We start from the raw sequence: 13,143 nt of genomic DNA, 5'->3' as shown, positions 1-13,143 counted from the left end.
AATCATATAACGGTATTTTTGTAAATAATTGAGATAAAATGTCTAAATTTGTTCATTTTTTAATCTAGACGCTAGGAAAGCCGACACAGTAAACAGAGCAACGTTTATAAAAAAGACGACTCTTGCCCCAAAGAGATCGGTCATGGTGCTCATAACGAGGATGGACATTCCGTATATAAAAGTTGATAGTGTATGTTGAGCTGACAGTATTTTGGGCAATTCAATTTCACTCAGTGTATCTTGTACATAGGTACGAATGGAAATGCTGCGAAGCTGAAAAGCTGGCCCTAATAAAAAGACAAACAACAAACTCATCCATGCTGAATGATTCAATCCTAAGCAAAGGGTTAGCACAGCTACGATCACCGAACTGTAAAAAATGTGATCAAACAAACGCTGTTCCACATGCTTTGCGAACCGCAGCACGAACAGGCCGCCTAGAATGGTTCCGCCAAAATAGCTTGCGTTAATAAAGCCCCACCATGTTTCAGGCTGGTGTAAGACTTCTGTGACATACACAAGGATAATGGCTCCAGTCCAGATACTTCTACCGCTCATGGATAGCATTTCTAAAACCGTTAATGTTCGAATAGTTGGCTTTTCATACATGAGCTTCCATCCTGAAAAGACCCTTGTAGTAAATGATTCAGACTGTTGCTCATGTTTAACTGCAGCCCCAGTATCAATCATAAAGAGCATAGATATGAGCGACAAACTGTATAAAACAAGTGTCGTCAATAGGAGAAACTGCGGTCCAAGAATACCAATAAACAGCCCTCCTAAAAGCCAGCCTAGTAAAAGAACAATTTGATCAGAAGTTAAGATATAACTATTGGCTTTTAGTAAAAAGTTCTTTTCTACTAAACGCGGGATCATCGAATTTCGAACAGGAATGGTTCCTCCATCTATCAAAGACAGGAAAAATACAATGATAAAAAAGAAAGGGATAGTAAAAGTTGATAGTTGTAGAATATAAATGAAAATCAAGCAACCGAAGAAAGCAATTTGACACATTTGCAAATAGATAATGAGTCTTTTCAGCTTAAATTGATACATAAAGAAAGGAATGAGTACCGCTCCAAGGGCTTGTCCAACAAACTGCGAAACAGCCACCATTGAAGCAATCAGTGTAGAATTTGTTAATTGATATGTCAGGATGGTCAGAACGAGGACATATAGCGAATCCCCAAAATTAGCTAGGGATTGTCCCCCTAATAAAAAGTAAAATGATTTGTTTTTCATATTGATCTCCATTTTCTCTTCATTATCACCCATAATAATACATTATTTTCTACACTTCTACTTTTTATAACAATATTTTCATAACTTGATACATTTTACCTAATTTAAAAAACCGCCAAAAGGCGGTTTTTATTTAGTCATATATATGAACAGTTGGTTCTTTGTCTTCAGCATTTTTCGTGATCAAGGCTTCTTGTTGATCAGAAGATGTGATGTTAATTTCGATATTGGTACTCTTATAGTAATCCATGACTTCACCTGTTAAATATTGCGTGAAGGCTACAACTTCCGTTTTTCCGTAGAACTGCATTGGAATTTCGACTTTCATTTTTTGCAGGTTGCCGTTTTTGTAAAAGCCTTTTCCTACGACACCAGTATAATTCGGGAAGTAGTCTTCGACTTTTGTTTTGAAGCGGTCAAATCGCTCGGAATCATCTTTGTAGTTGCCTTTCGCATTATCTGAAGGGAAGAAGACATTCTCTTCTTTGATCGTATCCCAATTGCCGATATCAGCTGAGCCTGCTTTCACATCCGTTTTGGCGATAAAGTTTCCTGGAACGATAGATGACTTTGGTGCTTGCTTATAAAGGGCAATCATGACAGGCACTTTTTGCAGCCCATCCATTTGACGAATTCGTTTGATCACTTGTTCAGCAATTTTTTCGCCTTCCGACAATAGTTTCTTTGAATTTTTCGATGAATCGATCGTCACTTCTTGCTGCGGATCACCGATATTTTCACGGTAATAATAAACAGAGTTCAGTGCAAGACCAATGACAACTCCGCCAAGCTGTAAGCTGTTTTTATCTTTCCGAATTAAGTAATTATGCTCTAGCATCGAAGCTAAGTAAATTGGACTATTTTCATTTTTAGACTTTGTTGAACCTGAGCTTGGAAGAGCTGGGTTTAAGCCGAGATTCTTAAAGTCTTTATCTTCTTTTTCTGCCTTTTTCAGATCACTGCCTGTTTTTTTGCGCGCCAGCCAGCTGAGAACGGTGTCCTCATCTAAATGCTGTCCTTCTTGGAAAAGATAGTCGTTTGTATTAAATGACTCTGTTGCAAGGCGCATAAGTCCTGTTTCAAATTCATCGATGTCCAGGCGTGTGTTGAGACGCTCTGCTGTTAACCCTCTCGCAGCCCCTTGTTTAAACGGCAGCACCATTTTGTAATAGGAGTCAGAGATATTGTACATCGGGATGATGGCTGTTTCCTTCGTTTCATCCGTTTTTTGTGTGACCTCTTCCTCTTCCTTTCCCCCAAAAGGTGCACACGCTGACAATACCAGTGTGAGCATTGTCAGCAGCAATAACAACTTTTTCAATAGAAAACACTCCTCTTATTTCTTTAGCTCCTCGAGCATTTTAGCTTCGTCCCAAATTTCAATATTGAGTTCTTCTGCCTTTGTCAGCTTACTTCCCGCTGCTTCTCCGGCAATGACTAAATCTGTTTTTTTACTCACACTACCTGCCAGCTTGCCGCCTAATGCTTCGATCGCTGCTTTTGCATCGTTTCGGGCCATTTCTTCTAATTTCCCTGTCAGCACAATGGTTTTGCCTGCAAAATAGGAATCACTTTCTTCTGCCTTCACCGGCTTTGGCCCTGTGTAGGTCATATTGACCCCTAGCTCTTTTAGTTCATTTAGCAGGTTGAGTATTTCTTCTTTCTCAAAGTACGTGACGACGGCATCAGCCATTTTTTCACCGATTTCATCGACTTCGAGTAATTGTTCTTTCGTCGCTTGCTTTAATTGATCGATGTCGCCGAAATGCATCGCCAAGGTCTTTGCCGCTTTAGAGCCAATAAATCGTATACCGAGTCCAAATAGTAAACGCTCTAGAGAGTTTTCTTTCGATTGCTCAATCGAACGCAGTAAATTGTCGACAGATTTTTCGCCCATTCGCTCAAGCTGAATGAGCTCTTCTTTCGTTAATCGGTAAAGATCGGACACACGAGAGACAAGCTGTTCTTGGAAAAGCTGTGTAATGACCCGCTCGCCAAGCCCATCAATGTTCATTGCATTACGGGAAACAAAGTGAATGAGTCCCTCACGTATTTGAGCAGGGCATTCTGGATTGATGCAACGCAAAGCCACTTCTCCTTCAATTCTCACCAGCTCACTATGACACTCCGGGCATTCAGTCGGCATGTGAAACGGCTTTTCTTCTCCTGTACGCTGATCGATCAGTACGCCTGCGACTTCCGGAATAATATCGCCCGCTTTTTTCACAATCACTTGATCAAAAAGGCGAATATCCTTTTCTTTGATCAAATCTTCATTATGAAGAGAAGCACGCTGCACTGTCGTCCCTGCTACTTTGACAGGCTCAAGAATCGCCGTTGGTGTGATGACGCCTGTACGCCCTACACTTAGTTCAATATCAAGCAGCTTCGTTACGACCTCTTCAGCCGGAAACTTGTACGCAACCGCCCAGCGGGGACTTTTGGCTGTAAAGCCGAGCTCTTCCTGCTGAGCTAACGAATCGACTTTGATGACAATTCCATCGATTTCATATGAAAAATCGGCACGCTTCGTTTTCAATGTTTCAATGAGGTCGATCACTTCTTCAATCGTGTGGCACATCCGTCTTTCTTTGTTCGTTTTAAAGCCAAGTTCGTCGAGAAGATCAAGTCCCTCGCTTTGCGATTCAACACCGATTTCATCAAGCTCCGCTATACTGTAGACGAAGATATCAAGGTTTCGTTTCGCCGCAATTTTCGTATCAAGCTGACGAAGCGAGCCTGCAGCCGCATTACGCGGGTTCGCAAACGGCTCTTCTTCGTTTTGTAATCTTTTTTCATTCAATGCTTCAAAAGAAGGTTTTGGCATAAATGCCTCGCCTCTCACTTCAATCGACAGAGGACGTTTGATTTTGAGCGGGATGGAACGAATGGTTTTGAGGTTTTCAGTAATATCCTCACCCGTTGTCCCATCTCCACGCGTGGCACCTCGGACAAACACACCGTTTTCATAACGGAGAGAAACAGCGAGTCCGTCAATTTTCAGCTCGACATTGTATGCGACATCGTCACCAACTGCTTGACGAACCCGGCGGTCAAAATCAAGAAGGTCCTGTTCATTAAACGCATTCCCGAGGCTGAGCATCGGTGTGCCGTGACGCACTTTTTGGAAGGCGTCTAACACAGCGCCTCCTACTCTTTGTGAGGGAGAATCCGCTGCTTTTAAATCAGGGTGCTCTTCCTCTAAAGAGATCAGCTCACGCATCCGCGCATCATATTCAGCGTCAGGAACACTTGGACGATCAAGTGTATGATATTCGTAGTTGTATTGGTTCAAAATCTGGTGCAGTTCCTCGATCCGGCGTTTCGCTGCTTCTTTATCCATCTGCTTCTTCCTTTCAATTCATCCGTTTTATAAGTGCTATCGGTTTATTGCTTCTCAATTGGCGCAAATGCTGCGAGAAGACGCTTAATGCCTGTAGGGCTTGGGAAGGCAATATCAAGCTCTGTGCTGTCTCCACTGCCTTTTACACTCACAACCGTTCCAACGCCCCATTTTTTATGTGCCGCTTTATCGCCCACAGCCCAGCCAATACTTCCGCCGCCTGTGTTTTGAATGGTTTGAGTTTGCGGACGTGAAACAGGTCCCCGTCTTTGCGGTCTTTCTCTTGTTTGGCCAAATGGTGTTTTCGTTTCTTTTTTCTCATTTAGGTTGTCCAATAAATCGGCTGGTATTTCTCGAATGAATCTTGATTCAAGGTTCATGTTTGTCCGGCCGAAGAGTGTTCTCATCTTGGCACTTGATAAATAGAGCTCTTCTTCCGCCCGTGTGATGCCTACATAGGCAAGGCGGCGCTCTTCTTCCATCTCTGCATCTTCCATTAATGAACGGCTGTGCGGGAAAACACCTTCCTCCATGCCCATTAAGAAAACAACAGGGAATTCTAGACCTTTTGCAGCATGAAGAGTCATTAAGATGACGGCATCCTGATCTTCTTCCTCATTCTCATCCAGCTTATCAATGTCTGCGACGAGGGCGAGATCTGTCAGGAAAGTCACGAGAGACTTGTCTTCATTTTGTTCTTCAAAGTTCTTAGTCACGGAGAGAAACTCGTCAATATTTTCTAGACGGCTTTGTGCTTCAATCGTTTTTTCAACCTTCAGTGCTTCACGATAGCCGGTTTTCTCTAGGATTTCTTCTGTTAATTCTGTGACAGATAAATAATCCTGCATGTTCGTCATTTGATCAATCAGCTGTTTGAACTCATCAAGCGCATTGGCTGCCCTTGCACTGAGTCCAATGAAATCCACCTGACCAAGCGCTTCAAACATAGACAGGTCATTCATCTCCGCATATGCTGCGATTTTATCAACAGATGTCGCACCGATTCCACGCTTTGGTACGTTGACAATACGTGCAAAGCTAATGTCGTCATCTGGGTTAGCTACTAGGCGTAAGTAAGCCAAAATGTCCTTGATCTCTTTTCTGTCATAGAACTTCGTGCCGCCGACAATGTTGTATTGAATGTTTGACTTCAATAATGTTTCCTCTATGACACGAGACTGGGCATTGGTTCGATAAAGAATCGCAAAATCGGATAATTTACGCTTACCGCTCTGATGAAGCTGATGAATCTTTCCAGCAACAAATTGACCTTCACCGAATTCATTATCTGCACGGTAATAGGCAATCTTCGCTCCTTCATCATTTTCTGTCCAAAGATTTTTCGGCTTACGGTTTGAATTGTTTTGGATCACCGTATTTGCGGCATTCAGAATACGTTTAGTCGATCTGTAATTTTGCTCAAGCAGAATCACTTCACTGGACGGATAATCTTTTTCAAAGGAGAGAATGTTTGTAATATCCGCTCCGCGCCAGCGGTAGATGGACTGATCCGAGTCACCCACCACACATATATTTTGAAAACGCTGAGCGAGCAGTTTCACAAGCATGTACTGCGCTCTGTTCGTATCCTGATACTCATCGACATGAATGTATTGGAATTTCCGCTGATAGTGTTCTAATACTTCAGGGATCCGTTCAAACAGACGAATCGTCATCATAATTAAATCATCAAAATCGAGTGACTGGTTTTTGAGTAACCGTTTTTGATAATCTGTGTAGACGTCGCTGACCACTTGATCATAGAAACCACCGGCTGTTTTGGCATATTCCTCTGCATCAATGAGTTCGTTTTTTGCACTGCTGATTGAACCTAAAATGCTGCGTGGATCGAACTTTTTAGGATCGATATTTCGTTCTTTTAAAATGTTTTTAATCACTGAAAGCTGATCAGATGTGTCTAATATAGAGAAGTTGCGATTCACACCAATACGGTCAATATCGCGTCGTAAAATGCGCACACACATGCTGTGGAACGTAGAGATCCAAATGTCATCCGCACCAGGCCCTAAAATGGCTTGGACACGTTCACGCATTTCACGTGCTGCCTTATTTGTAAACGTAATCGCTAAAATGTTCCACGGAGCCACATGCTTTTCGGCCATTAAGTAGGCAATTCGATGTGTGAGCACCCGTGTCTTTCCGCTTCCTGCTCCTGCCATCAATAATAAAGGTCCATCTGTTGCTTTGACCGCTTCTTTCTGCGCGTCATTCAGCCCTTCTAATAAATGATTCGATATTTCATTCATTCCATTCACCGCCAATTCGAACTTATGTTCTATTTTAACCCGTTTCGTCTTGTTTGACTATGATGACTTTTTGACTGCGCCCACTGTCTTTAATGCTTCTTTGAAATTGTCATAAATGACGTTTCCTACAACAACCACGTCCGCATGCTGCGCAAAATCTTCTGCCTGCTTTGCGTTTTCAATGCCTCCGCCATAAAAAAGGACCGTTTCATGAAGCACTGCTTTTGTTTCTTTCACAAGCTCTATATCTCCAAGCGTTCCGCTGTATTCTAGATAAAAAATGGGCAGCTTCATCAAATGCTCTGCCACTCTTGCATATGCCCTTACGTCATCGATGTCCAGCGCTGTATTTGCCTCTGTGAGCTTGGCCGCTTTACACTCTTCATTTAAAATAACATAGCCTTCAGGCACGATCTCTTCCATTGACATCAAATCACCGAATTCCTTCATCGCGTCCTTATGAAGCCCAACAATCCAATCAGGATGAGAGCTGTTTAAGACGGTCGGAATAAAATACAGATCGAAGCCCGGCACAATCATCTCATGTGTTGAGATTTCGAGCACACATGGCACAAGAAATCGGCGGACCTTTGACATCAATTGGAGCACATTGTCCTCTGTCACATTGTCACTGCCGCCAATCAATATGGCATCCGTCCCAGATTCACAAATCGCCTCCAGCTGTTCATCGGATATTTCTTTATTTGGATCGAGTTTAAAGACATGCTTCCACTCGGTAACATCATACATGAAAAACGTTCCTCCATTCGTTTCATTCCATTTAAATATTATAACAAAATCAGTGACCGCAAAAAATGGGTAACCTCCTTCAGCTAAAAGTTTCATTCTTTTGAAAATGGACGATTTTAACTCTAGATGAGGCTAATGGAGACTATGTGAAAAGATCCACTTCAAGAGGACTGAGGGAGATAAATATATTAATACTGAACTGAAATGCGAGCTGCTTCGTCTCATCACATGATATTATACAATAAAGGAACATTTTACTATCTAATAAGCAGGTGAATGATTTGAAAAGAACCATCACATATGATCAAACGATCGACATCGGATACATCTATCTCACCCCTCCTGGAATCGGGACAATCAAAGAAACCATTGAATTAGACGTGAATGAATGTGTGAACGCAGATATCGATAAAAAAGGCCGTGTGGCTGGGCTGGAGTTATTTGCAGAAGAAGCAGAGGTTCTGAAGCACACACCCGTTTATGAGGACGAGCTTTCGTTACGTTTTACGGATCAGGAAGTTCTCTCAACCTATCATTTATCGGGCATTGAATTTCAATTCTCGACGCCTGATCACAAAGGGCTAATCGGTTTTACGATTGTCGATCCTCTTCGATATAACGTCAAAAGAAAGACAAGAAAAAACCGTTTTGAATGGTCAAAACGGTTTTTCCAAACTATTGTCTCACTTCATTGAAATAATGGACGGATGTCATGGCCCCTTCATCGACCATCTTGTTGTCTTGAATATCTAATGGATCAGGGTGTCCAGCTTTTTCAGGAATCTTTTCATCTGAGCGGAACATGCTTGCCCATTTTTTGAGATGCTGTTTATTTTTTACCGCTAATAACACAGCACCACCAACCCCTAATCCTGCAAGTACATACGCATTCGGACGCTTATTCATGTATGTTCCCTCCCCTTATGATCTTATTTGTAAGTTACCCCGCCTTTTCATTTCTAAACGTCACAATATGTTGAAGTGGTTTCTCTTTCAATGAAAAGTGGAATAACAACAGCAATGAAAGAGAAAAGAGGGGATCTTCGTGACAACGACTTTAATTGTCATTGCCGCACTGCTAGTTATTTGTTTGATCATGCCAATTATTTTATTGCTCTGGATTTGGATGAGAGATGAAAAACAGGAAGAGCATTCTGTCCTGCGAAATTATCCGGTCATTGGGAAGCTGCGGTTTATTTTTGAAAAAATAGGACCTGAGCTTCGTCAATATCTGTTTCTGAATGATCGAGAGGAGCTTCCTTTCTCGAGAAGAGAATACGAGCAAGCTGTCATGTCTGGGAAGTACAAAAGCCGGACGATGGGCTTTGGATCAAAACGTGATTTTGACAAGCCTGGTTATTATATCCGCAACGTCCTGTTTCCAAAACAGCGAGATGAATTACGGATCGATCAATCTGAAAAAATCCATACAAAAGTGTATCAGATTGATCAAGACAATTTACTGCGAAGAAGTGAACATACCAAAGAGGTCGAAGCAAAACCTTACTATCTCCATCAAGACGATGTACAAGTGATTGGCGAGCACACATGTCAAAAGCCTTTCCGTGTAAAAGGCCTGATTGGTCAGTCTGCCATGAGCTACGGCTCTTTAGGCGACAGGGCCATTACAGCACTATCCTCTGGATTAAAAATGGCCGGCGGTACGTGGATGAACACAGGTGAAGGCGGGCTTTCCCCATATCACCTCAAAGGCGGAGCCGATATCATTTGCCAGATTGGGCCTGGTCTATTTGGCGTGAGAACAGAGGATGGTGCTTTCTCCTTTGAAGAATTTAAGAAAAAAAGCGAGCACGAGGAAGTCAAAGCCTTTGAGCTGAAGCTGGCACAAGGAGCAAAAACACGCGGCGGTCATATTGACGGCGAAAAGGTCACCGAAGAAATTGCGAATATCCGTAAATTGCCGCCCCATCAATCCATTGACAGCCCAAACCGATTTGAGATGTTCCACTCCATTCCTGATATGTTTGATTTCATTGAACAGCTGCGAAGTATAGGCGGAAAGCCTGTTGGCATCAAGCTTGTTGTCGGACATAAAGAAAACATTGAAGAGCTTGCAGCGTATATGAAAAAAAGCGGAAAGCATCCTGATTTCATTACAGTGGATGGCGGAGAAGGCGGCACTGGGGCGTCCTTTCATGAATTGGCAGATTCCGCAGGGCTGCCCATTTTCACGGCGCTCCCAATGGTTCATCAAATATTGAAAGAATACGGTGTCAGAGATCAGGTAAAACTCTTTGCTTCCGGCAAACTTCTCTCACCTGATAAAATTGCGATTGCCCTTTCCATGGGTGCTGACTTTGTAAATATCGCACGGGGACTCATGTTTTCAGTCGGATGCATTCGCGCACAAGTGTGCCACACGAATAAATGCCCAGTCGGGGTCGCCACAACGGATCCAAAGCTGCAAAAGGGTTTATCGATTGAAGAAAAGAAATACCGAGTCTGCAATTATATCCTGTCTCTTAGAGAAGGTTTGTTTAACTTATCCGCAGCCGCTGGAATTGAATCTCCCATTCATTTTAATGAAAAACATATTATCTACAGACAAGAAAATGGCCAGACAAGTGAAGTGCCTATTTTTACAGGGACACAGCCGTCTGTCTAGTTTGAGAAAAGGTGCTTTTTCGCACCTTTTTTTTCGTTGACATTTTGGCTCAATCGCGTATAAAGAACTTAGAGAAATGATAGGAGATGGAGGATGCGTGAGGTTATAGGCGAGCTAAAATAAAAAACAGGACCGCTTGATTCAGCCAGTCCTTGCTTGTCTTTTCAGCGCTCTTCATAAAAAAACTGTAAACAACTCCATTCTTGTTGAAAAGGATTGTTTACAGTGAAAGCTGTTTTATTTTGTTTCGTCATTTGCCTGCTGTTCTGCTACGCGGTCAAGTGCCATCGTATAGGCATCATTTCCGTAGTTCAAGCAGCGTTTGACACGTGAGATGGTTGCGGTGCTCGCACCTGTTTCCGTCTCAATTTTATGATACGTGTTCCCCTCGCGAAGCATACGCGCTACTTCAAGACGCTGTGATAAAGATTGGATTTCATTGATGGTACACAAATCATCAAAGAATCGATAGCATTCTTCCAGGTCTTTAAGGGATAAGATGGAGTTGAATAACTGATCTAAGCTTTTGCCCCTTAATTTATCAATTTGCATCTTTATACATCTTCTCCTTTACTATTGGCACACCGCTTCGCACGACATTCTATGAAGAAAAGCGGTATCTTTCCTGACTAATTTTTTTCAACCTCAGCAATGAGCTTTGAACGAATCATGACAGGTTTGGTTCTACGCTGGAAATGCCGTCAGTTCTTTCGTAAGCCGAAGCTTCTTTATCGTATACAAATTCGACAAGTTCTGTCATTTTCCTTGTTCGACAATCTGACAAACTTGTTTGCTTCCGATATCAAGATCACTTCTGCTTGATTAGGTATGCCCTAAAATACAGGTTGTGCGGAAAGCTCGGCGAGACCACAAACATGCGCCCCGCCTCGCTCAATTATTCAAAATATGTTGGTCGGCCAGCGTAACCGGCAGATTCATTTTTCAATCAGGGCATTTCACTCGTCATGTCAAAGCCCTCTGCTTCAACAACTCCACATAAGCATATTCACTTACATGGCAGAGAAGAGATCCATTGCTCACTTCTGCCCTATAACAGCTGTCAGAAATGTGGCAAAGATGATACAGCTCCACTCTGTTATATTTTAACGCATTATAGACGGAAAGAGTACAGTTTTTTTCATGACATCAAATATTCCTCTTGGTGTCACTCGAATATACGGCAAATGTGTACTTTGGAAAAAGACAAGTGTATCAATTGGGCAATCAAATGGATAGCCTCGCTCAATGAGCAGCTCGCGTAATGTTTTTATCTGCTGAAGAACAGTCTCAAACGGTTCAGCCGATGCACAGCCTGATAATTGCAGCGGGATTTCGTGCAAAATTTTCCCGTTCTCTGTGAGGACGATCCCCCCGCCGATTTCTTTCATTCTCTTATGTGCCAGCATCATGTCCTCTTTATTTTTCCCAATCACTAAAATGTCACCCGTGAGCGAAAATGAGCTGACAAAGCCCTGCACTTTATTTGCAAAACCTTTAAGCATCGTATTCACACGCCACTCGCCTTTTCGGTCAATCAGGCTAAAGAAACTTTGATCATGGTTACAGGACAGCTGGTTCACCGAGTTATCAATCTCCACTGTATAAGGCTCCATGATGACAGCATTTCTCATTTTGACACCTAGCGGCATGGAAAATTGCAAATCACTCATCGTCAGATCATAGCCTAAATCTAATGGAACAAGCCCGCCATTTTTCCATTTAGTTTCTTGAAATTGATGCTGGTTCTCGCCATCTAATTTGAGAATAACCCCTTTAGATATCACCGTTTCAGGATTTGGGTTCATCGGATCATCTAAAATATTCAAAGAAGCCAGCCGGCCGGGACCGACAACGCCTAATAGGTCATCAATTTGATAGTATTTTGCAATGTTAAATGTCGCCATATTATACGCATCAATGATAGGCACGCCTTCTTCAAGGGCAATTGCAATCAAACGATTAATCATACCTTCCTCATAAAAATGAGGCGCAGCTCCGTCTGTTGTATAGAAAAAGTGATCATAGTGTCTAAAATCACGCTCGTGCAGTTCTCTTAAAATGTTCACTAAATCTGGGCGGATGGAAGAATGACGAAGTGAGACATGGTAGCCAAGGGACAAGCGTTTTAGCACATCGTCCGCATTCATCGCTTCATGATCACTGTCCGCGCCAAACAGCTTCATTTTTGTTAGCGTTTTCTCGGAAGCTCCGGGGAAATGCCCTTCAATTCGTTTTCTCTGCTTCTTCGTTTCTTGCATGCAATATAAAATGAGATCATCACCGTCCATCAATCTTGGCCAGCTTGTTAATTCGCCGCCTTGAAGGACATCAGGATGATCAATCCATTCCTTCCGGTAGTTGATAGGAAGCATCTCATCTTCATATCTGACTTCAGTCTGAAGATCGTATCTAGACCACCAGAAATACTGAAATGGCTGCTGTTTTAATTCACACAGAGTGGAAAGCGCTTTCTTTTCATTGCTCTGCAAAAGAAGAAATAAGTTATCGCTGACCATCGTTGTTGTGCCAAATTGAGACACATATTCTGCAAGTGATTGGGGATTATAAATATGGAACGGATGCGCGTGAGGCTCTATATACCCAGGCACAATGTATTTCCCTTCACAATCAATCACACGTTTAGCTGATTTATTTTGAGGAAGCTCTGCTCCGACATAAACAATTCGATCATCATGTATCCAAATATTTGCCTTCACCCATTGTTTCAAAAATGGGTTTAGCACGAGTCCATTCGTTAAAAGGAGTGTTGGAACTATTTTTGAGTCGACTACATCGATTTGTGTGCGGATGTCATTGTTTCTCCAATTAAAAGTACGTTCGGACATTCACATACTCTCCTTCATTTGTATTAGCACTATCGTAACATAACGAACCACGTTACGCATTAATGAAAC

10 protein-coding genes are annotated in these 13,143 nt (G+C 42.4%); 2 read left to right on the top strand and 8 right to left on the bottom strand.

Translation table 11 applies throughout. From position 1 onward, the window contains the following. Window positions 1-42: 42 nt before the first annotated feature. The 5 genes from MHH26_RS01270 to MHH26_RS01250 all read right to left on the bottom strand — a co-directional run bounded on the left by MHH26_RS01270 (window position 43) and on the right by MHH26_RS01250 (window position 7,602). On the bottom strand, window positions 43-1,242 hold the full coding sequence (locus MHH26_RS01270; protein WP_340971902.1) for an MFS transporter: 1,200 nt from the start codon (window positions 1,240-1,242) through the stop codon (window positions 43-45). Between the two features lie 133 nt (window positions 1,243-1,375). After that, entirely contained in the window at window positions 1,376-2,563 is a 1,188-nt protein-coding gene (locus MHH26_RS01265; protein WP_370876207.1) for a CamS family sex pheromone protein, read from the bottom strand. Between the two features lie 15 nt (window positions 2,564-2,578). Next, window positions 2,579-4,585: an NAD-dependent DNA ligase LigA gene (gene ligA, locus MHH26_RS01260; RefSeq protein WP_034664717.1), complete on the bottom strand. Its 2,007-nt coding sequence runs from the start codon at window positions 4,583-4,585 to the stop codon at window positions 2,579-2,581. Between the two features lie 44 nt (window positions 4,586-4,629). Then, window positions 4,630-6,852, bottom strand: coding sequence for a DNA helicase PcrA (gene pcrA / locus MHH26_RS01255; protein ID WP_340971895.1), 2,223 nt, complete (start codon window positions 6,850-6,852; stop codon window positions 4,630-4,632). 57 nt (window positions 6,853-6,909) lie between these two features. After that, window positions 6,910-7,602 carry a heptaprenylglyceryl phosphate synthase gene (locus tag MHH26_RS01250; protein WP_106031438.1) on the bottom strand — a complete coding sequence of 231 codons (693 nt, stop codon included), beginning with the start codon at window positions 7,600-7,602 and terminating at the stop codon, window positions 6,910-6,912. A gap of 281 nt (window positions 7,603-7,883) precedes the next feature. Between MHH26_RS01250 and MHH26_RS01245 the strand changes: the two genes are divergently transcribed. Then, complete coding sequence (locus tag MHH26_RS01245; RefSeq protein ID WP_340971893.1) at window positions 7,884-8,297, top strand: DUF2283 domain-containing protein; 414 nt, start codon at window positions 7,884-7,886, stop codon at window positions 8,295-8,297. On the opposite strand, the gene MHH26_RS01240 is transcribed toward MHH26_RS01245, so the two are convergent. Further along, window positions 8,278-8,508: a hypothetical protein gene (locus MHH26_RS01240; protein ID WP_003214314.1), complete on the bottom strand. Its 231-nt coding sequence runs from the start codon at window positions 8,506-8,508 to the stop codon at window positions 8,278-8,280. The genes MHH26_RS01245 and MHH26_RS01240 overlap by 20 nt on opposite strands. A 190-nt stretch (window positions 8,509-8,698) precedes the next feature. Between MHH26_RS01240 and MHH26_RS01235 the strand changes: the two genes are divergently transcribed. Next, window positions 8,699-10,228, top strand: coding sequence for an FMN-binding glutamate synthase family protein (locus MHH26_RS01235; protein ID WP_427847079.1), 1,530 nt, complete (start codon window positions 8,699-8,701; stop codon window positions 10,226-10,228). A gap of 237 nt (window positions 10,229-10,465) precedes the next feature. On the opposite strand, the gene MHH26_RS01230 is transcribed toward MHH26_RS01235, so the two are convergent. Both MHH26_RS01230 and MHH26_RS01225 read right to left on the bottom strand, forming a co-directional pair. Continuing rightward, the gene (locus tag MHH26_RS01230; RefSeq protein WP_003214053.1) at window positions 10,466-10,780 is read right to left on the bottom strand and encodes a YerC/YecD family TrpR-related protein; all 315 of its coding nucleotides are present in this window, start codon (window positions 10,778-10,780) and stop codon (window positions 10,466-10,468) included. Window positions 10,781-11,331: 551 nt separating this feature from the next. Continuing rightward, a complete protein-coding gene (locus MHH26_RS01225; protein WP_340971887.1) occupies window positions 11,332-13,074 on the bottom strand; it encodes an adenine deaminase C-terminal domain-containing protein in 1,743 nt (580 codons plus the stop codon). Window positions 13,075-13,143: the final 69 nt, after the last annotated feature.

Source organism: Bacillus sp. FSL K6-2839 (assembly GCF_038003365.1).
Classification (GTDB): Bacteria; Bacillota; Bacilli; order Bacillales; family Bacillaceae; genus Bacillus.
The sequence above is the reverse complement of the archived record's forward strand: the minus strand, read 5'-3'. Positions and strand labels throughout refer to the sequence as shown.

Excerpts from the sequence above, each read along its gene's own strand:
- pcrA (WP_340971895.1), bottom strand. The coding sequence starts at position 6,852 with ATGAATGAAATATCGAATCATTTATTAGAAGGGCTGAATGACGCGCAG.
- MHH26_RS01225 (WP_340971887.1), bottom strand. The coding sequence starts at position 13,074 with ATGTCCGAACGTACTTTTAATTGGAGAAACAATGACATCCGCACACAA.
- MHH26_RS01240 (WP_003214314.1), bottom strand. The coding sequence starts at position 8,508 with ATGAATAAGCGTCCGAATGCGTATGTACTTGCAGGATTAGGGGTTGGT.
- MHH26_RS01230 (WP_003214053.1), bottom strand. The coding sequence starts at position 10,780 with ATGCAAATTGATAAATTAAGGGGCAAAAGCTTAGATCAGTTATTCAAC.
- MHH26_RS01250 (WP_106031438.1), bottom strand. The coding sequence starts at position 7,602 with ATGTATGATGTTACCGAGTGGAAGCATGTCTTTAAACTCGATCCAAAT.
- ligA (WP_034664717.1), bottom strand. The coding sequence starts at position 4,585 with ATGGATAAAGAAGCAGCGAAACGCCGGATCGAGGAACTGCACCAGATT.
- MHH26_RS01235 (WP_427847079.1), top strand. The coding sequence starts at position 8,699 with ATGCCAATTATTTTATTGCTCTGGATTTGGATGAGAGATGAAAAACAG.
- MHH26_RS01270 (WP_340971902.1), bottom strand. The coding sequence starts at position 1,242 with ATGAAAAACAAATCATTTTACTTTTTATTAGGGGGACAATCCCTAGCT.